General features: G+C 37.7%; 18 protein-coding genes. 12 read left to right on the top strand and 6 right to left on the bottom strand.

The genetic code is table 11. The features are described from left to right. The first annotated feature begins 14 nt into the window (after positions 1-14). Positions 15-1,073, top strand: coding sequence for a formimidoylglutamase (locus D9O48_RS09850; RefSeq protein ID WP_126972801.1), 1,059 nt, complete (start codon positions 15-17; stop codon positions 1,071-1,073). A 72-nt stretch (positions 1,074-1,145) separates the two neighbouring features. Here the strand turns inward: D9O48_RS09850 and D9O48_RS09845 are convergent, their stop codons facing one another. Both D9O48_RS09845 and D9O48_RS09840 read right to left on the bottom strand, forming a co-directional pair. Further along, positions 1,146-3,422, bottom strand: a complete 2,277-nt coding sequence (locus tag D9O48_RS09845) for a patatin-like phospholipase family protein (protein ID WP_126972800.1) — start codon at positions 3,420-3,422, stop codon at positions 1,146-1,148. Further along, the gene (locus D9O48_RS09840; protein ID WP_126972799.1) at positions 3,400-5,355 is read right to left on the bottom strand and encodes an ABC-F family ATP-binding cassette domain-containing protein; all 1,956 of its coding nucleotides are present in this window, start codon (positions 5,353-5,355) and stop codon (positions 3,400-3,402) included. Before D9O48_RS09840 ends, D9O48_RS09845 begins: the two co-directional genes overlap by 23 nt. A gap of 114 nt (positions 5,356-5,469) precedes the next feature. Between D9O48_RS09840 and D9O48_RS09835 the strand changes: the two genes are divergently transcribed. Continuing rightward, complete coding sequence (locus D9O48_RS09835; RefSeq protein ID WP_126972798.1) at positions 5,470-6,054, top strand: DUF3347 domain-containing protein; 585 nt, start codon at positions 5,470-5,472, stop codon at positions 6,052-6,054. A 66-nt stretch (positions 6,055-6,120) separates the two neighbouring features. Here D9O48_RS09835 and D9O48_RS09830 read toward each other — a convergent pair whose 3' ends face one another. Then, on the bottom strand, positions 6,121-7,164 hold the full coding sequence (locus D9O48_RS09830) for a hypothetical protein (protein ID WP_126972797.1): 1,044 nt from the start codon (positions 7,162-7,164) through the stop codon (positions 6,121-6,123). A 177-nt stretch (positions 7,165-7,341) separates the two neighbouring features. Here D9O48_RS09830 and thrS point away from each other — a divergent pair, with 177 nt between their 5' ends. Both thrS and infC read left to right on the top strand, forming a co-directional pair. After that, positions 7,342-9,276, top strand: a complete 1,935-nt coding sequence (gene thrS, locus D9O48_RS09825) for a threonine--tRNA ligase (protein WP_126972796.1) — start codon at positions 7,342-7,344, stop codon at positions 9,274-9,276. Positions 9,277-9,372: 96 nt separating this feature from the next. After that, entirely contained in the window at positions 9,373-9,963 is a 591-nt protein-coding gene (gene infC / locus D9O48_RS09820) for a translation initiation factor IF-3 (RefSeq protein ID WP_126972795.1), read from the top strand. A gap of 146 nt (positions 9,964-10,109) precedes the next feature. Here infC and D9O48_RS09815 read toward each other — a convergent pair whose 3' ends face one another. Then, positions 10,110-11,474, bottom strand: a complete 1,365-nt coding sequence (locus D9O48_RS09815) for an OmpA family protein (RefSeq protein WP_126972794.1) — start codon at positions 11,472-11,474, stop codon at positions 10,110-10,112. A 257-nt stretch (positions 11,475-11,731) separates the two neighbouring features. Here D9O48_RS09815 and rpmI point away from each other — a divergent pair, with 257 nt between their 5' ends. From rpmI to D9O48_RS09800, 3 genes are all read left to right on the top strand, one after another. Beyond that, positions 11,732-11,929, top strand: a complete 198-nt coding sequence (rpmI, locus tag D9O48_RS09810) for a 50S ribosomal protein L35 (RefSeq protein WP_126972793.1) — start codon at positions 11,732-11,734, stop codon at positions 11,927-11,929. A 44-nt stretch (positions 11,930-11,973) separates the two neighbouring features. After that, positions 11,974-12,318 (top strand): 50S ribosomal protein L20, encoded by a 345-nt coding sequence (gene rplT, locus D9O48_RS09805; protein ID WP_126972792.1) that lies wholly within the window; start codon positions 11,974-11,976, stop codon positions 12,316-12,318. A gap of 122 nt (positions 12,319-12,440) precedes the next feature. Continuing rightward, positions 12,441-13,916: a type III PLP-dependent enzyme domain-containing protein gene (locus D9O48_RS09800; RefSeq protein WP_233589225.1), complete on the top strand. Its 1,476-nt coding sequence runs from the start codon at positions 12,441-12,443 to the stop codon at positions 13,914-13,916. A gap of 118 nt (positions 13,917-14,034) precedes the next feature. On the opposite strand, the gene D9O48_RS09795 is transcribed toward D9O48_RS09800, so the two are convergent. Then, positions 14,035-15,402, bottom strand: coding sequence for a hypothetical protein (locus D9O48_RS09795; protein WP_126972791.1), 1,368 nt, complete (start codon positions 15,400-15,402; stop codon positions 14,035-14,037). 165 nt (positions 15,403-15,567) lie between these two features. Then, the gene (locus D9O48_RS09790) at positions 15,568-15,987 is read right to left on the bottom strand and encodes an Hsp20/alpha crystallin family protein (RefSeq protein WP_126972790.1); all 420 of its coding nucleotides are present in this window, start codon (positions 15,985-15,987) and stop codon (positions 15,568-15,570) included. 222 nt (positions 15,988-16,209) lie between these two features. On the opposite strand from D9O48_RS09790, the gene D9O48_RS09785 reads away from it, so the two are divergent. From D9O48_RS09785 to D9O48_RS09765, 5 genes are all read left to right on the top strand, one after another. Then, a complete protein-coding gene (locus D9O48_RS09785; protein WP_126972789.1) occupies positions 16,210-16,626 on the top strand; it encodes a BrxA/BrxB family bacilliredoxin in 417 nt (138 codons plus the stop codon). 276 nt (positions 16,627-16,902) lie between these two features. Then, positions 16,903-18,207: a prolipoprotein diacylglyceryl transferase gene (locus D9O48_RS09780; RefSeq protein WP_126972788.1), complete on the top strand. Its 1,305-nt coding sequence runs from the start codon at positions 16,903-16,905 to the stop codon at positions 18,205-18,207. 572 nt (positions 18,208-18,779) lie between these two features. Beyond that, complete coding sequence (locus D9O48_RS09775; RefSeq protein ID WP_126972787.1) at positions 18,780-19,271, top strand: YajQ family cyclic di-GMP-binding protein; 492 nt, start codon at positions 18,780-18,782, stop codon at positions 19,269-19,271. Between the two features lie 138 nt (positions 19,272-19,409). Further along, the gene (locus D9O48_RS09770; protein ID WP_126972786.1) at positions 19,410-19,658 is read left to right on the top strand and encodes a type B 50S ribosomal protein L31; all 249 of its coding nucleotides are present in this window, start codon (positions 19,410-19,412) and stop codon (positions 19,656-19,658) included. A 130-nt stretch (positions 19,659-19,788) separates the two neighbouring features. Beyond that, positions 19,789-20,856: a putative sugar nucleotidyl transferase gene (locus D9O48_RS09765; RefSeq protein ID WP_126972785.1), complete on the top strand. Its 1,068-nt coding sequence runs from the start codon at positions 19,789-19,791 to the stop codon at positions 20,854-20,856. The last annotated feature ends 2 nt before the right edge of the window (positions 20,857-20,858 follow it).

Raw genomic sequence — 20,858 nt, 5'->3', positions numbered from 1 at the left:
TAAACGATTTGCATATGGATAACTTTCAAACTTTCGATAAGGCTGGTCTCTCTAAATACGTGCGCGTCCGTAAGTTTGAAACTAAACTTGGCGAACATATTGATGTTCCTTCTTCAGGAGATATCGATGAAGCGCTGGCTGCTTCTTCTGCGAAATTTGTTATTATCGGAATTCCTGAAGATATTGGCGTACGGGCTAATTACGGTGTACCCGGAACCGGCAGTTGCTGGGAGAGTTTTTTGCAGAATTTTCTGAATATTCAAAGTAATGAATGGACGTACGCAAAGGATATGCTTTTGTTAGGAGCATTCCAGTTTGCAGACCTGTTTCAGGTGATTGAGCAATACTCTAAACCGGATGAAGAAAGAGTAGCTGCTTACCGCCAGGCAGTACATACAATCGATGAAGCCGTTTATCCCATTATTAAAAAAATTGTTGCGGCTGATAAAATTCCGGTGGTGATCGGAGGAGGACATAACAATGCATATCCGATTATAAAAGGTACTGCTAAAGGATTAAAAGTGGCCGATAAAGTAGCTAAGGCAGAAATTAATGCCATTAACCTGGATGCTCATCTGGATTTCAGAAGTACGGAAGGCCGACATTCGGGAAATGGTTTCCGTTATGCATTTGAAGAAGGTTTTTTGCAAAAATATTGTGCAATCGGTGTACAGGAGAATTATATATTACAATCAAACCTGATAGATTTTCTCAAAGAAAAAACACTCGATTTTATTTCATTTGAAGATATCTTTTTACAAGACAAATATACATTTGAACAAGCAGTAGCCCACGCAATTACTTTTACCAAAAGCAATTACGTAGGAATCGAATTAGACCTTGATGTAATTGATAAAGTGATGAGTTCTGCTTATAATCCGGTGGGTATTGCTGCTTTTTATGCCAGAAAATATCTGGTTCAGGTAGCCCGCTTTTCAACACCGGCCTATCTGCATTTATGCGAAGGAATTGCCAAAACGCAAGATGGACTTCAGCATAAAGAAACCGGAAAATTGTTAAGTACACTGGTGATCGACTTTGTAAAAGAAATGATCGGAGAACAAAGAAGTTAATGATGCAGAAAACAGCTGATATACAAACTGCCGGAAAATTATTTCCGGCAGTTTTTTATTTTTGTAATATGCTTAAAAAGGTATTCCCAGATTTACATAAGAGAATAACCTGCCGGTATTTTCGCTATACATCGCACTGATTTCAAGTGGCCCCAATGCAAAATTATAGGTAAAACTTAAAGCATGACCGGTGACAACATTTGGATTATTATAAATATTACTTGTTTTGATAAGGTTCGGTAACATGATGTTACTTCGCCCACCGATATAGCCGTTTGCAAACACACGGGCGCGCAGGCCAATTCCGGCTTTTACCAATGATGGAGTATATAATGTAGCTTCCGGTAAACCCGCAAAAGTGATCTGATTCCTGAACATTTTAGTTAACCCACCTACAATAAATTCATTCATCACATGTTCTTTCTTACTCGTGATGCTACCTGCATCAGCGTTGATCATTAAAGTGAATTTTTTGTCTTTAAGAGGAATATAAGATTCAAAATTGACTTCAGTTCTTAAATAAGGGTCTGTTGAAATAGGATAACTGTTCTGATTAATAATAGGTATTCCGTTTGAGGTGAAATAAATATTATTCGATTGCCGTCCTACCCAACTAACATCTGTATACAACTTAACGCCTTTGTTAGGTAGAATGGTTTTATCTAAATTATTAACGTTGAAATAAACAAAACTCGTAAAGAAATTACTTCTTCCCTTCATTTCAAATCCTGATCTGATAGTAGGATTATTTCTGATAAATTCAAACTTGGTACCTATACCTACACTCATCATTCTTTTTGATGAATATTGCGTACGTGCCCCCAGTTTAAAAATATTCTGCGAATAAGCTCCGTCCTGACGGTAGTTCTGATAGGTGGCTACATCAAAACGATCCCATTGTCCGTCGAGAATAATAGATTGACGTTTTGTTCTGCCGATATATTGCAGGTGTTCGCCACGCATTCTCATTGTTTCGCCCACCGATAAAGTTGCTAATGTTCTTGAATTCGGCGTAATGATATTTCTTCCGGTAAAATTGAGTATCAGGTTAACACCGGTAAACTTGTTATAGTGTAAACCAAGTTTCATAAGGTTAAAATCATTTTCCGTTACATAGAAAACAATTTTATTAGCCTGATCTGATAGTGATTCAATAGAATAGGTGATTCTGTTGTAATATCTGGTACCATATGCCTGGCGAACCATGTTGGCCAGTTTTTTAGCACTATAGTGTTGATTATTCTTAAACTCAATGGTGTGTAAAAAGAACTTGTCGGTAGTTAAACTAGTTCCTTTTACTTCGGCGTGTAAAAGATAAACATCGTTTACGTCTGGTAGTTCTTTTTTGTTTTGCTGAATTTCGCCATAAATATTTCTGAGAGAATCTGCCATTTTCTTAAAGGAAGGATACAATTTTCTTCCTTCTTCCAATCCGATATCAATAATTTTAGAAACATCGGAAAAGCTACCCATATTGAAGTTTTCCAGATTGATCGGAACATATATATCACACTCTTCAATCTGTTTCTTATGAACTTCAGCTTCTCTGAAAAAGGCGATCTGCATTAAAACGTGCAAAACGTTTCTTACTTTGTCTGAAGGCATTAATCCACTTGAAACATCACTACCTATAATAAGGTCGGCACCCATTTCTTTAAGGTCAGATACAGGAAAGTTTCTGATGATACCCCCATCTACCAGTTTGGTACTATCATAATCTACCGCAGTAAATACGGAAGGAATAGCCATACTGGCTCTGATGGCATTGATAATTTCTCCCTGGTTTAAAATAACTGCACTGCCATCACCTACATCGGTTGCAATACATCTGAAAGGAACTGCGAATTTTGAAAAGTCTTTAATATTATAAACAGGAAAGTAAAGTTCAGATAATTTCAGCCACAATTCCTGCGCTTCCAATAATCCGGATGGTAAATAAAAACGGTTGTGTTTCCAGGGAAGTTCAATAATATATTTAGAATATTCATCTTTTTCTTCCATAAAGATATTGGTGAGTCGCGACTGATTACTCAGAATAACATCCCAATCAATTCCTTTGGCAACGGAAATAATGCTGTCGGTAGAATAGCCGACAGCGTACAAGCTACCTATAATACTACCCATACTCGTACCGGTGATATAATCAATCGGTAATCCTGCAGAGTCTATTGCTTTCAGAATACCGATATGTGCTAATCCTTTTGCGCCGCCGCCGCTGAGGGCTATTCCGATTTTCGGCCGTTCTTTTTGAGCTGTTGCCGAAATTGAAAAACATAGCAAAATGATCAGCAGCCGGTAAGAGTATGTTGTTTTGGCCATATTATAATTATAAGGTCTGATTTTCTTCAAGCGAAATGATTAATTCAAAAATCGTTTCGTACTCACTGTTGAGCTGTTGAAGTTGTTCTGTATTAGACTGATAGTTTTTTTCAGCTTGTAAGAACTTGTCTTTGTCAGCATAAATCTCAGGATTAGCCAGTGCAGCTTCCAGTTCTATTTTTTTAGCCTGCAATGTGGCTATCTGTTGTTCCAGCTGCTGAAATCTTTTCTGTTGCTTTTGAAGTTCCTTTTTGGCTTCTTTATTAATAGCTACACCGGCAACAGGTTTACTTTCCACTACCGGGGCTATTGTTTTCTGCACCGGAACTTCAGCAGGAGCAGCGTTTTTATTTTGTTTATTCGAAGCCATTCTTTCCTTCCATTCCATATACTCTTCATAACCGCCCTGGAAGTTCTTGATCTGATGGTCATCGATTTCCCAGATAGTATTGGCAACTTTTGAAATAAAATAGCGGTCGTGGCTAACCAATATTAAACTTCCCTCGTATTTGTTTAATGCTTCTACTAATAAATCAATAGACAACATATCCAGGTGGTTCGTTGGCTCATCGAGCATCAGAAAGTTAGCCTGACTGATGATTGTTTTTGCCAGTGCCACTCTTGCTTTTTCTCCTCCTGACAGTACTTTAATCTTTTTGTCTACATCATCACCGCTAAAGAGGAAACAACCCAGCAATGTTCTGAGCTCGAGTTCGGTTTTTTGTGAACCGGCCGATTTTAACTCATCAATCAGGGTGTTGTTTACATTGAGTGATTCAAGCTGGTGCTGGGCGTAGAAACTTTCTTCTACATTATGCCCCCATTTTCTTTCACCTTCAAACGATTCCTGATCTGCAATAATCCGCAGCAAAGTCGATTTACCTTTACCGTTCGCTCCAATCAATGCAATTTTATTTCCACGCATGATTTCTGCATTGGCATTTTCTACAATGGTCTGCGTATTATACTTTTTTGTAATGTTTTTGAGTTCGCAAATGACTTTACCTGGTGTTTTATCCAGTTGAAAGTTAATTCTGATAGAAGGACGATCAATTGAAACATCCTCAATAACATCCAGTTTTTCAAGTCTTTTAATAGCACTTTGAGCCTGCGCTGCTTTACTGGCTTTAGATCTGAAGCGTTCAATGAATCTTTGTTGCTGGCGGATATAGTCTTGCTGGTTTTCGAAAGCCCGTTGCTGCATTTCTAACCGGATTTCTTTTTCACTTTCGTAATAGTCGAAATTACCACCGTAAATGTGTAGTTGTCGTTGATACAATTCCACAATTTTTGTAACCATTCTATTCAGAAAGTATTTATCGTGACTCACGATTACTACTGCTCCCTGATAATGTTGAAGATATTTCTCCAGCCATTCAATAGACGGCAGGTCTAAGTGGTTGGTCGGCTCATCTAATAATAAGAGGTCTGGCTTTTGAAGAATCATTTTAGCTAATAGTACACGCATTCTCCAACCTCCGCTGAATTCCTTATATGGACGGTTAAGGTCCTGGTTCGAAAATCCGAGGCCTTGTAATATTTCGGCGGTTTTGTGTTCGATATTGTAACCGTCGAGCGTATCCATTTCGTGTAACTTGTCTGTATACTGAATGAGGAGTTGCTCATTTTCTGAGATTTCTAACTGTTTTCCCAGTTCTTCTATTTCTTTTTCCAGCTGTACCACGCGTTCAAAAGCAGATAAAGCTACTTCCAGAATAGAAGCATTCGTATCGAAACTTAATAAATCCTGATGCAGATACCCAATGGAAATACCTCTGCTACGCTCTACCGTACCGGCAGAAACCTGGTATTCGCCTACCAGCACTTTTAACAGAGTAGACTTCCCTGTTCCATTGTATCCGATTAATCCGATTCTTTCATTGGGCTGAATATGCCATGTGGCATCCGCAACAATTACTCTTGATCCAAACTCGAAAGTGACATTCGTAAACCCAGCTAACATAAACTAAACAATTAATATGTGCTGCAAAAATAGAATAAAACATTGGTTCGGTTTGAGCGTTTTAAGAGAATATACTATTTTTAATACTTTATTGAATTTTAACACTTTGAATCAATGAAAAGAAATGTCATGATTTTTCTGGTAGTAGTTTGCGCAATTGCTGCCTATTTTCTGTTTGTGAAAAAATCTCCTAAAGAAACTTTAGAGGAGAAAGCGGCTACACCATTAGTGGCAAAAACCAATACTGCTTTTGAAAATGCTTATGGAGACTTTCTGAAGGCTTACGACCAGTTAAAAACTGCATTAGTAGAAACTGATGCGGAGAAAGCTAAAACAGCTGCTGAAAACCTTATTGAACTGGCCGGTACCGTATCTGTTGACGATATTGAGGGGGATAATGAAGGATTACTGCACGAAACCGCTACCAGTTTTAAAAATCTGGTGGTTGAAAATGCGAAACTGATTGCACAGACAAACGATATTGAAGTTCAGCGAACACAATTTGAAAATGTATCTGAAAATCTGTGGGCCTTAACCCGTACGGTTAAATTCGGGGGTGAGCAGGTTTACTTACAACATTGTCCGATGGCTTTCAACGACAGAGGAGCTAATTGGGTGAGTTTATCTTCGGAGGTTTTAAATCCATATTTTGGCAATAAAATGCTGAAATGCGGTGTAGTAAAGGATTCTATTAAATAATTAGCAGACCGTTGTTTACACCGGCCTGGATAAAAAAATCCCCCCAACAAAGTTGGGGGGATTTTTTTATGGCTCGTACTTTATGATAATTTTTGCATTTTTTTGTTCAGTAGACGTAAGGTGTACTTCTTGCCTGCGGGGCCCCATCTCCACCACCATCATGGCTGTATTCGGAGGAATATCACCCAGATTCTCTGCTACCATGACGATTTCGTGATTGATATCGTCAGGACCGAGGTGGATGGTTAAGGTAATTGCTTTGTCGGTTAATCGTTGGTTGCTAATGACCAAACGGTTATTGTGATAAACTGAAATAGTGTCGTTATCAATAACACCGTTGTCGTAAATTTTCAGAATAACTTTACGTTCATTGGTGGTAAAGGTTTTTGCCAGTTCGTTTGTTCTTGTTCTTAAAATAGGCGGCGGTGGAGGTAATTTTTTCTCTTCTACCGGAGCCGGAGCAGCTTTGACTGTATCTATTGGTACAGCTGGAGTTATCTGTATTTTAGCCGGTGGCTCTTCTTCTACTTTGGGTTGAATAGTATCTTTTTTAGGTACCGGAGCTTGTGCCAGACCGGGTTTCGGAGCTGGTTTTGCTTCTATTTTAGGAGTAGATCGTTTTTGTTTTTCCCATTCAACGAGGAACGGTTCTTTGTAAAAATCAGATTCCTGTACTTTTTTCAGAATAACGGTTCCTCTACCGCAGTAAAGAGAATCTTTTACATTATTGGAAGAATAGGTGCCTTGTAAGTATTCTTCATTACCGGTTCTGGAATACTGTAAAAAGAGTGTCATCAGGCAGGCGTCTGTACCTCCGCTCATCCGTACTTCCACCAGTTTGTTTTCTTCGATTAATACTTTTCGGGTGGTTGGATTGATCGAACCCGACATCGTAGCCTTGCCATAAAATACGGTGGTGAGATATGAATAGGTGACTCCCTGAAAGAATTTATCATTTTGTACCAGCTGAACTTCAAACTTATACCTGTTGGCCATGCCCATAATAGAACCTTCGGCTTGGAAACTTCCTCGCCATACGCCAGACAGGTTTTGGCTAAAACCGATAACAGGAGCCAAAAAAAGCAATAAAACAGAAAAAAATCCCTTCATGGTCGCAATTTAAACAGTTTAAAAAATATTGAAGAATTGTTGGAAGAAAAAAGTTCGTTAAATTTGCAAACTCTTCTTTGGTTTAGAGTGTTTTAAAGTACTATCCGGCATAAAAGCCGGCTGAAATACTACAAACCGGTAAGAAGTAACTAAAAAGTATCGATAACGGAATAACCAATGATTAAAATTACACTACCAGACGGCGCAGTGAGAGAGTATCCGAAAGGATCCACTGCCTTAGATGTGGCAAAATCGATTAGCGAAGGACTGGCGCGAAAAGTTTTGGCTGCAAATGTCAACGGCGAAGTGTGGGATGCCACCCGCCCGATTGATAACGATGCAACTTTAAAATTACTGACGTGGCAGGATGATACTGGTAAATCGACGTTTTGGCATTCTTCGGCTCACTTATTAGCTGAAGCAGTGGAAGCTACTTTTCCGGGAGTGAAGTTTTGGGTAGGGCCGGCAATCGATAAAGGCTTTTATTATGATATGGACTTAGACGGCCGTTCTATTTCTGAGGAAGATCTGGAAAAGCTGGAAAAGAAAATGAACGAATTGGCAAAGAAAAACAGCCAATATCTCCGTAAAGAGATGTCGAAAGACAGCGCTATTCAATATTTTACCGAAAAGGGTGATGAATATAAGCTGGACTTACTAGGCGGCTTAAAAGATGGAGATATCACTTTCTATACACAGGGTGACTTTACCGATCTTTGCCGTGGTCCTCATATTCCGCATACCGGTTTTATAAAGGCAATCAAATTGACCAATATTGCCGGTGCATACTGGAAAAATGACGCAAACAATAAACAGTTAACCAGAATTTACGGGGTAACTTTTCCTTCTAAACAAGAGTTAGATGAATATCTGCAAATGTTGGAGGAAGCGAAAAAGCGTGACCACCGTAAACTGGGTAAAGAATTAGGCATTTACACAATGGATGATGATGTTGGCCCGGGTTTACCTCTATGGATGCCGAACGGAACTATTATCATCGAAGAGCTGGAACAACTGGCAAAAGAAACCGAAAATGATGCCGGTTATAAAAGAGTCGTTACACCGCATATCGCGAAAGAAAGTATGTATCTGACCAGCGGCCACCTGCCGTATTACGCAGATAGTATGTTTCCTGCGATGGAATTAGACGGTACTAAATATTATTTAAAGGCAATGAACTGTCCGCACCACCATAAAATTTTCGATGCGGAACCACGTTCTTATAAAGATATGCCTTTGCGCCTTGCGGAATACGGTACCTGCTACCGCTATGAACAAAGCGGAGAACTTTTTGGTCTGATGCGTGTTAGATGTTTACACATGAACGATGCGCATATTTATTGTTCGAAAGAACAGTTTGCAGATGAGTTCAGAGCCGTAAACAGCATGTATTTGAAATATTTCAAAATCTTTGGTATTGACAAATACGTTATGCGTTTAAGTTTACATGACCCTGAGAAATTAGGACAGAAATATATCAATGAACCTGAACTATGGATAGAAACGGAAGAAATGGTTCGTCAGGTACTGATTGAGTCGAATATTCCGTTTGTAGAAGTAGCAGGAGAGGGCGCGTTTTACGGTCCGAAAATTGATGTACAAATCTGGAGTGCAATCGGTAGAGAATTTACACTGGCTACTAATCAGGTTGACTTTGCACAGGGTAGAAGATTTAACTTATCTTACACTAACAAAGACAATGCACCGGAAGTACCGCTGATTATTCACCGTGCCCCTTTAGGTACACATGAACGCTTTATCGGGTTCTTGTTAGAACACTACGCGGGCAAGTTACCTACCTGGCTGGCTCCGATGCAGGTAAAAATCCTGCCGATCAGCGATAAATACATGGATTATGCAAAATCCATTTTAAATTCATTGAAAAAAGCTGATATTCGTGCTGAAATTGACGATAGAAGCGAAAAGATCGGTAAAAAAATCAGAGACACAGAATTAATGAAAGTTCCTTATATGCTTGTTGTAGGTGAAAAAGAAATGACCGAGCAACAAGTATCAGTTCGTAGACAAGGTAAAGGTGATTTAGGTGCAAAATCAGTAGAATCCTTTGTGAATGAGCTGATCGGGGAAATTAAGGAGAGAAGGGGAGAATAATTATTTTGCACAGATGCCGTATGGCATACATTTATTAATTTTAAACTAGATCACAAACCCTTTCCAAACAAAGGGGCAAAACTTTAAAAAATTTAAATGGCATTACCACCACGTAATTCAAGAGGTAGTTTTAACCCTCGATTCAAAAAAGAACAACAACAAGAGCATCGTACCAATCACATGATTCGTGTTCCACAGGTACGTTTAGTGGGTGAAAATGTAACAGTTGGTATTTACTCTACGCAGGAAGCGATGAAAATCGCCCAGGACCAACAATTGGATTTAGTAGAGATTTCTCCTCAGGCAGATCCTCCTGTTTGTAAGATAATCGACTACAATAAATTCCTTTACGAGAAGAAGAAGAAGGAAAAAGAAATGAAAGCCAAAAGTAAAGCGGCTGAAGTGAAAGAAATTCGCTTTACACCTGGTACTGACGACCATGATTTCGATTTTAAAGCCCGTCACGCGGAAGGATTTCTGAAAGACGGTAATAAAGTGAAAGCATATGTTCAGTTTAAAGGACGTGCAATCATGTTCAAGGAAAGAGGAGAACTCGTTCTGTTGAAATTTGCTGAACGCTTATCTGAATTCGGTCAGGTAGAAGGTTTGCCTAAATTAGAAGGTAAACGTATGCTGATGATCATTTCTCCTAAGTTGTCAAAAAAGAAGAAAGAAGCTCAAGATTAATAGAAATTATTATATTTCTCAACCCCCTGAAGGTACTGCTTTCAGGGGGTTTTTGTGTTATGCCATCTGCTTGTTTATGCTATGAGGAAGAAAATAAAAAAGCCTGAACTTTTTTAAATTCAGGCTTCCGTCTGGTAAAAATTTAATTACATCTTTATAAATTCAACTCTTCTGTTATTGGCCTTGCCTTCCGCAGTGGTGTTTTGATCTACCGGTTGAGAGGCTCCCTTTCCTTCTGTTGAAATTCTACCGGCGTCAATATTGAATTCTGTTTGTAATGCCGATTTAACAGCTGCAGCTCGTTTCTCAGACAGGGCTTGGTTGATTTTTTCATCTCCATCACTGTCTGTATGCCCAATAATTTTGATTTTCAAACCGGTTTCTTCGTTTAAGACGGATGCTATATCTTTTAACACACCGTATGAATTCGGTTTTATCTGGTCGCTATTGGTGTCAAAATAGATTCCGGTAGTAGAAAACTTACCTTCGTTTACGAGTTTATGGCGGGTGTCAGGTTTACCGACTGCTAAACGGATATTCGAAATCAGGTATTTTTCTTCTTCATTTCTGAACTTTTCCGTTGAAAAAGTAACCACATTATATTGGGTACCGGCCATTAATGCACGGGGTAGGTCATATATTTTAGATTCATTTAAGTAAATTCTGATGCGCTGATTCTGACGCCAGATGGCAACATGTACCTTTCTCTTGGTATTGCTGCTGGCCAAAAACTGATCGGTGGATGTTTCGTTATGGATATCAGAAGTTCCGTTTTTATAAGTGGTGATTTCAGTTTGACCGGCTTTCTGGTGATAGTCATTAGGACGCAATCGTAATGAAAATCCATGAATACCGTTTCCGAAAAAGTGGAGGTTCCAGGGATTTTCTCTCTTTAATTCTGAAAGAATCAGGGTAAATCCTGTGGAAGTGTACTGGAAATCGGGAGAAGCCAGCAGGTCATACTCAAGGGTAAAGTTTTCAGGCAGGTCTTTGATGAACTCGGGAATAAAAATTCCTTTCTGGTTTAATTGTAACCATTTGCCAGTTTCTCCATCTACTGTTACGATTTCAGCAGATGCATTGGTGTTCCATTGTGAAGGAAAATCACCGACCGCCTCTTTTGAGAAGTCTTCCAGTGCAACAATTTTTTCGCCCGGAATAAAATCGTACTTGCTATAGGTTTTAAGGCTTTTCAACTCTTCAGTACCTGAATCAGTACTTGAAGTAGAAGTTGTTTTATTTTTGTTATTTTCTGATTTTGATATAGTTGTGTCGGATGTTTGAACTTTTGGATTATCGTTTCCTGACTTTTTTGAAGTATCAGAAGAAGAGTCTTTTTTCTTTCCGTCGATGGCGTCATCAATCGTTTTGTCGATTTTCTCATCCACTTTTTGTGATACTTTTTGTTCTACTTTCTGTTTAGCCCGGTCAGCGAGTTTTTTCAATGATTGGGCCTGTACAAAAGAATAGGAAAGGATTAATGCAAAAAGTGTAAAAAAGATCTTCCTCATGTTTTGATATTTAGCAGATAAAAATAGAAATTTGCCATGCGATAAACCTTTATGGCAGAGGTTTTTAAACTAAAAAAGTAAAGTTAAAAGAAAAAAACAGTAAAAACTGTTTACTTATGTAGTATTATTATTAACTTTGCGCACCGTTTTAGACTTTTGACGGTTAAATTCAAAAGTAATATTGCCCACATGGCTCAAAAAGTTCTCTGACTGTTTAGAGACGCCAGCAGGGTATCACACAATAATTGAGGATAAAAATGCCTAAGGTAAAAACTAACTCAAGTGCCAAAAAAAGATTTAAAGTAACTGGCACCGGTAAAATTACCCACCAAAAATCTTTTAAGCGTCACATTCTTACAAAAAAATCTAACAAACGTAAGCGCGCCTTGAATAAAGATGGAGTTGTACACAAATCAAACGTTGACTTCGTTAAACGTTTATTAAGATTAAAGTAATCGCCTTTTTATTCACTATTATTTAATTTTCAAATTATTTAGATATGCCACGTTCAGTAAACGCTGTTGCATCTAAGGCTCGCCGCAAAAAGATTTTAAAGGCCGCTAAAGGATATTACGGCAAACGTAAAAATGTTTATACCGTTGCGAAAAACGTAATGGAGAAAGGTTTACAGTACAAATATGTAAGCCGTAAACTGAAGAAAAGAGAATACCGCGCATTATGGATCGTTCGTATTAATGCCGCAGTAAGAGAAGAAGGTTTAACTTATTCAGAGTTCATTAACAAATTAAATCAGAAAGGGATCACTTTGGATCGCAAAATGTTAGCTGATTTAGCAATGAACGAACCAGAAAGCTTCAAAAAATTAGTTGCTTCTGTAAAATAACTTAATGTTATCCGATTTTTTCTATCTTCTTAATATCGAAAAGTCAGTCCTTCAGGGCTGGCTTTTTCGTTTTCTTACATTTTTTTGAAACTTTGTTTTTTTATAATGCTAAACAATTATTTTTGTCAAAATTTGTTGGGAAGCATTTTCTTTCACTAAAATTCACCTTATATAGCGACGTGAATCAGTACATGAATAATACGTACACCGACTTGGTGTCACAAACCTTCAACTTCCCCCAGGAAGACTTCGAAGTGCAAGAGAATAATCTATTGTTTAACGGCATTGATTTGAGGGCTTTGATCGATAAGTATGGTACCCCTATGAAGGTGTCGTACCTGCCTAAGATCGGAATGCAGATCAATAAGGCCAAAAAGATGTTCGAAAACGCCTTTAAGAAGCACCGCTATGAGGGGAAATATAATTATTGTTATTGTACCAAAAGCTCTCACTTTGCATTCGTTGTAGAAGAAGCACTGAAGCATGATATTCATTTAGAAACTTCTTATGCATACGATATTGAGATTATCAAGAAGCTTTACGAAAAGAAGAAGGTTAATAAGGATACCTTTATTATCTGTAACGGGTTCAAACAAAAGTTGTATACCAGAAATATCGCTTCTTTAATCAACTCAGGATTCAAGAACGTTATTCCTATCCTGGATAATAAAGATGAATTAATCAACTACAAAAGATCTGTAAAACAGCCTTTCAAGTTAGGAATCCGTATTGCGGCTGAGGAAGAACCGAGTTTTCCGTTCTACACCTCGCGTTTAGGATTCCGTGCGAGAGATGTATTAGAGTTCTACGTAGACCAGATCGAGGGTAACGAAGATAAGTTCCAGTTGAAAATGTTACACATCTTCCTGAATAAGGGTATTAAAGATGACATTTACTATTGGAGTGAATTAAATAAAGTCATCAATCTTTATTGCCAGTTGAAAAAAATCTGCCCTGAGCTGGATTCTATCAACATTGGCGGAGGTTTTCCGATTAAACACAGTCTGGCATTTGAATACGACTACCAGTTCATGATCAATGAAATTGTAGGAAATATTAAAAAAGCCTGTAAAAAGAATAAAGTTCCAATGCCAAATATCTTCACTGAATTTGGTAGTTACACTGTAGGGGAGTCGATGGCTCATATTTATAGCGTAATCGGACACAAAGTGCAGAATGACCGTGAGATCTGGTATATGATTGATTCTTCTTTCATCACTACCTTACCGGATACCTGGGGTATCGGGGAGAAATTTCTCATGTTACCCATTAATAAGTGGGATAAGGAATATCAACGGGTGGTGCTGGGAGGCATTACCTGCGACTCGCATGATTATTATGACTCTGAAGAGCACGTAAATGAAGTGTTTTTGCCAAAGGTTTCTGAAGATGATAAAGAACCGCTTTATCTCGGATTCTTCCATACGGGAGCTTATCAGGATCAGATTTCCGGTTATGGAGGCATTAAGCACTGTCTTATTCCATCTCCAAAACACATTATTATCGAAAAAGATAAAAATGGTAAACTGGTAGATTGGGTATATGCGAAAGAGCAAAGCGCTCAGTCGATGTTGAAGATTTTGGGGTATATAAAATAAAGTTTATACAACTATAATAAAAATAAAACAGGCTGTTCCGTCGGAACAGCCTGTTTTATTTTTATAAGGTTAGTGAACCAGCCATTATGATCAGGTGAGTGTTTCCATCAACCTGAGCTTATCTTCTCTTTTTGGTTCTGTATTTACGATTTACTTTCGGACTATTAAAATAAGCATTCAAATCTTCTTCAGATAATGAGGACGCCAGTTCTAAAGGCACATCAATCAGTTGAAGCTGCATCTGCTTTAATTCGTCTTTTAGCTTATTGGTTTTAGTCAGTACCAATTCATCCTGGTTACCGATCAATCGGTTTTCCTGTACCATCAGCTCGAGGCGTTTGATGGAAGAACGGATCAGGGTTGCCTGATTTTGTTCTGTATTTTTTTGTGGTGCTGCGGCTTCTTTTACCGGAACGAGCGTTACGCCGACACCGGGAAGTACCTTTCCTACATTCTGGTTACTCTTTTTTGTGGAAGAACTGAAAATAGTACCCGAAAGGGAAGTGGCTGAACTGGTGATATCAAAAGAAGTTCTGGTTCTCTTGGTCTTTTTCACTGAACCGTCCAGCTGGAAGAAAGTATATTTTAATTGTAAAATATATCTGTTTACATCAGCTGTGATTTTAGCATGTTCTTTTGCTGCTGATGGGTAATCCAAAGCATTTTTTACAATAACACGTACACTTGCTGTATCTCTTTGCAACATTTTAGTTGTGCCTACAAAGTAGAGGTTGAATATTTTAAGTTTGGCAGAGTCAGTTTCTTTTACGAACTCATAGGTAGGTGTCCAGCTGAGGTTTTGACCACATTGGTTAATTCCCTGAACGTCTACCAGTGCTACACTACTATAAAAGGTTACATTTTCGATAGGGAATGTACCGTTTTCACACTGAACACCGATATTAAGGGTTTCTCCTTCGTTAATCGTGATAACGGCGGTGGTAGATAACTTTAGCTTGGAAGGGATGATTTCCGTATTGTAGAATAATATTTTCATGACGGTATCCACTCTGATGCTGGGATCTTTCAGGCTCTGAACACCAATTCCTATTTTATACTCGGTATCGTACTGGAGACGATTCGATAAAAAGTAAGATTTTACGGGGCGGATCTGGAGTTTTCCGGTTTTACTATCCAGTTTAACGCCATTAACCGCCGAACGGGTAATAAACCAGTGGTAATCTGACTCGTTTTTGTTGATTTTTAAATCATACTCGAATACAGAATCTACATTCAGGGTTAAGTAAGGATTGAGGTTAATGATCCTTAAAGGTTCCACTACGGGAACAATAATATAAGGACTATCGACCTTGGGTAAAGTATCGGCTTTAACTGGGGGGATAGTATCCCTGGCCGTAACCGGCGGGATGGTGTCGGAGTTGACTTTCTTAACTAAAGTATCGGCATTGGATTGACCAAAAGCTATGGACATCATCAATAAAGTCAGACCAAGAAAACTAATACGAAATAATATTTTCTTTCTCATGTGTTTATTCTCAACTCTAAGGTATGAAAAAAAACAAAGATAAGGAGTTTCGGCACTAAAATGAAAGAGTTATAAAACGTTCATAAGTGATTTCTTTATAATACTATACATAAAAAAATGCCCCCAACTATGTTGGGGGCCACTACTCACTAACCCTTTACTTTATTATTGAATCGCAATTTGTTTAATAGCCGGTTGTACCGGTTGTGTTTTAGGCAAATTTAATGTTAAAACTCCATCCTGGTACTGGGCACTGATCTGATCGGCATCCACCAGGTCGGCAATATGGAATGAACGTTTAAAGCTTTTATAGCTGAATTCGTTACGAACTACTTTGTTGTTTTCGGTTTTTTGTTCTGATTTGTGCTCGTAGCCGATGTTTAAGTTGCCATCTTCTACTTTAATGGTAAATAACTCTTTCTTTAAGCCCGGAGCGAACAATTGTAATTGAAACGCCTGGTCTGTTTCTGAGATATTAACTGCCGGAATTTTGTTTTGCTCTACTGTTTGCATATTGAATAATTCGTCAAATAAATCGGAAAAATGTCTGTTGAATGGTCTGTTGTTCATTTTTACTAGTGTCATTTTTAAAAGTATTATAGTGATTAATATTTTATTCTTTGAATTGGTAGAATCAAATGGTGTTCCGATGCCGGTTTTTGAGACAATTATACATTTTTCATTCAGGCGGCAAGACTAAATGTCGCTTTAGTGAATATTTTTGTGACAATATGGCTTATTGAGTAAATGAACAAATGCGCTAGATTTGCGTTGTAATTAGAAATAATATTTTAAAATATAGATTATATGTATCCAACTGAGATAGTTAAGCCCATGAAGGAGGAGTTAACCGATAATGGTTTCAGTGAGTTGTTGACTCCAGATGCGGTAGATGCCCAATTAAAAGAATCAGGTACTACTTTGGTGATGATTAACTCTGTATGTGGTTGTTCAGCAGGTTCTGCACGTCCAAGTGTAGTGATGGCTGTAAACAATACGGAAAAAAAGCCAACGCATTTAACTACAGCTTTCGCAGGTTATGATATTGCTGCAGTACAACGCTTACGTGAGCATTTAGCTCCTTATCCACCATCTTCTCCTGCTATTGCATTGTTTAAAGATGGTAAACTGGTACACTTTATCGAGCGTCACCAGATTGAAGGAACGCCTCCTCAGATTATTGCGCACAACTTAATTGGTGCGTTTAATGAGTATTGCGACTAATAACTACCGAACATTATTGAAAACCTTCCTGCGGGGAGGTTTTTTTTATTATAATGCTGGTGATAGAATAAGCTGATTTTGTTTAAGCTTGCCTTGTATCGACCTGAATGTATTTGCATAAAAACAGCGTAAGCATGTGATCGGAAGTAACTAAAGTTTTAAGGAGAATAAATCATGAAAGAATAGTAAAGGGTTGTCAAATAGTTCAATTTAACCTAATTCTATTTTCATTCTCGCGATTGTTTTCTTATCATTGCAATTGAATTAAAAGTAATTATGTATCCCAATCTCTATTACGCATTTAAAGATTTATTCAACATTGAACTGGGCTTTTTACACTTTGTAAATTCATTCGGTTTTTTTGTTGCAATAGCGTTTCTGACAGCCGCTTATCTATTGTATAAGGAGTTAGAACGTAAAGAAAAGGAAGGAAGAATAGGTTTTACCACGCAGAAAGTGGTGATTGGAAAACCTGCTTCTACTACAGAGTTAGTCATTAATTTCATATGGGGTTTTTTATTCGGCTATAAAATTATTGGTTTATTTATCGCAGATAAATCGCAGGTAGCTGATCCGCAGGCGTTCATTTTTTCAATCCAGGGAAACCTTTTAACCGGATTGATTGCCGGTGCTCTTTTCGCATATACGAAGTATGCTGAAAAGAAAAAACAGGCGCTTCCTTCGCCGAAAGAAGAAATGCGAAAAGTATGGCCTAAAGACAGGGTAGGTGATATGCTGATGTTAGCGGCGTTGTTTGGTTTTCTGGGTGCAAAGTTGTTTCACAATTTTGAAAACTGGGATGAGTTTGTACAAGATCCGATCGGGTCATTATTCAGCTTTAGCGGGTTAACATTTTATGGTGGATTGATCTGTGCCGGTATTGCAATTTATTATTATTCAAGAAAACATAAATTTTCATTCAGAGAGTTATGTGATGCCATTGCACCGGCATTAATCATTGCTTATGCTATCGGCCGTATCGGTTGTCAGGTAAGTGGTGACGGTGACTGGGGAATTGTGAATGCTGCTTATGTAAATACTCCTGACGGAAAAGTAGTAAAAGCGGATAGTGCTACTGCAATGGCAAGTATAGAAAAAAACATCAATTACTACTATCGTCAGTTCAGAGATACTTCGGCAGTTCAGGTGCAAAAGAAGTTTGTAGAAGCTCCTTCTTTTTTACCAACCTGGATGGTGGCTTATAATTTCCCGAATAACGTGATCAGTGAAGGTGTGAAGCTGGAAGGTTGCGAAGGCGAGCAGTATTGTTCTCAGCTACCGATGCCGGTATTTCCTACCGCATTTTATGAAACCATCATGGGCTTTATCATTTTCCTGATTTTGTGGGCAATTCGTAAGAGAGTTAAGATTGCAGGAATGTTATTTGCCATCTATCTTATCCTGAACGGCCTGGAGCGTTTTACAATTGAGAAGATAAGAGTTAATAACAAGATGCACCTTTTAGGGTTCAATCCTACACAGGCAGAAGTCATTTCACTGAGTTTGGTGGTAATTGGCCTTGTATTAGCCTTTGTGCTTTGGAAACGAAAAGATCAGAATGTTACAGCAACTAAAAAATAAACGAAATCCCGATACAGACGTATCGGGATTTTTTTACACTTACTTAGTTGCTTTTCGATTTTGTACAACACTCATATTATAGGACCGTACTGTGTACTGGGAGTAGAAACCACCCTTATAATACTTTATACACCCATTTTAAGCGTAATGCTGTACCGAATCTTGTTTACACACATACTTATTAATGGAAACGTTCATATATGTAACCTGACAATCAATCAATCGTACTACTAAAATGGAATAAAAATAATCCTCCATTTTATCTAGATAAGTTCAAGTAGTTGGTTTCGTATGTTTTATCGTGATTTTGTTTAAAAAAGCCGATAATATTCGAAAAAAATTTGCATGATTGTTGATTTTAGTAAAGAGTTTCTATGAATTTTAGGTCTATTATGAAAATTTTAACAATTCGCAAGGAAACGTTTTCAGGTCTTTTAACGTCTAATATATAACAAGCAAATAAATTATAGTTTTTCTCATAAGCAGTTAGTTTTGGTTAAAAAGGGTACCATGTCTATGGAACCCTTTTCTGTTATAGGCATTTATAGTTATTTTTGCTAAAATTCTTGCTTATGCCTTCATTTGATATTGTTAGTAAAGTGGATCTTCAGGCATTGGATAATGCTGTAAACGTTACGTCCAAAGAAATTACTAATCGATTCGATTTCAAGGGTTCACATGTTTCTATAGCGCTTGATAAGAAGACTTTCAAAATTAATATTGAAACCGAAGATGAGATGAAAATGGACCAGTTATCGGATGTTCTGGTAAACCGTGCTCATAAACAGGGAATTGCTCCTCAGGCTTTTGATCTTACTAAAGAAGCATATCAGAGTGGTAAAATCGTTAAAAAGGAAGTAACTGTCAAAAACGGTTTGAAGCAGGAGGATGCTAAAAAGATTGTTAAAAAGATCAAAGACAGCGGCTTAAAGGTGCAGGCACAGATAATGGATGACATGGTTCGCGTAACTGGTAAGAAAATTGATGACTTACAAGAGGTGATCCAGTTGTGCAGAGGAGAGGAGTTTGGTACGCCTTTGCAATATGAAAATATGCGTTCTTAAAATTTCAGAGATATTTTTGTTGTTTCAACAAAAAAAATTAATTTGGAGTTGCAAGTAACAGCGACTAATTTTGTGCCTTTATATTTTTAACTAATAAATGTACGGCAAAATCCGTACAACCTTTCAAATCAAAGATTTATGAAAAAAGGTATCCACCCCGATAGTTATCGGTTTGTAGTTTTTAAAGACATGAGTAATGGTGAAACTTTTTTAAGCCGCTCTTCTGCTGCTACTAAAGAAACCATTTCGTGGGAAGATGGAAATGAATATCCATTAATCAAATTAGAGATTTCGTCTACTTCGCACCCTTTCTACACTGGTCAAAACGTATTAGTTGACACTGCGGGTAGAATCGACAAATTCAAAAAACGTTACGCGAAAAAATAATTATCTTTTAAATAAGATTAAGTTTTTTGTTTTTCATGGCTATACTTTCCCCTTTCCTGTTCTCAGGAAGGGGATTTTTTTTAGTGCCTATTAATTGATATCTTCATTAACATTTACAACTTAATCATATATGCCCAATATTTATCTGAACGATTTTGAAATAAAGTCGAGTTTATATCCATTTTCTGCAACAGACTCTATTGCTAAAATTCGTTTGGGGATTCTTACAATCCAGGAAAAATGGGAATACCTCACTAAAAAAAATATTATTGCAGTAGAAGATGTAAATGAGCTGACTAAACTTGATCAGGATCGCATTTTCGCTTCTAATATTATTCCTAATCATGCCTTTCTTGAAGACGTATTAAAACATAAGTCTCATTACGATTATTCGCAGGTAAAAATCTTACAGTATCCGTGGCATATTTTTCAGTGGAACGATTGGGCTATCAGAGAAGATTTTGATTTAATTACGCAAGACAGGGTTTCTGAGCCAATTCCGCCGTATGTACAAAAGTTCGGTGACTATCCCGTATTTATTGAACCGGGTGCACAATTGTATTTTTGTACGTTGAATGCTACGGATGGTCCTATCTATATCGGGAAGAATGCTACTATAATGGAAGGCAGCTTTATTCGCGGTCCTTTTGCATTATGTGAAGGTGCTGTAGTAAAAATGGGTGCCAAAATATATGGTGCTACTACCGTTGGTCCGTTTAGTGTAGTAGGGGGGGAAATCAAGAATTCAGTGATTATGGGTTGCTCTAATAAAGCACACGACGGTTATCTGGGTGATTCTGTAGTAGGATATTGGTGTAATATCGGTGCCGGATCAAGTAATTCGAATGTAAAGAACAATGCTTCTGATATTTCTATATGGCATGAAGCGAGCAATAGTTATGTGAAAGTGGGGCAGAAGTGTGGATTATTAATGGGTTCATATTCACGTTGTGCAATTAATACTTCGTTTAACACGGGTACTATTGTTGGTATTTGTGCAAATGTTTTTGGAGAAGGGTTAACCCCCAAGTATATTCCGGATTTTTCATGGGGATATGGAGGTACGGATGAATATGCTTTTGAAAGAGCAATGGATGATATTGCACGATGGAAAAAAATGAAAAATCAGGAATTATCGAATGAGGAAAAAAAGCAATTGCGAATTATATTTGAAAAAAATAATTTATCCCAAATTTAAAC

It is taken from the genome of Gynurincola endophyticus (assembly GCF_003991195.1).
Taxonomy (GTDB): Bacteria; Bacteroidota; Bacteroidia; order Chitinophagales; family Chitinophagaceae; genus Gynurincola; species Gynurincola endophyticus.
Note: the sequence above shows the minus strand (reverse complement) of the source record. Positions and strands in the feature narration are given on the sequence as shown.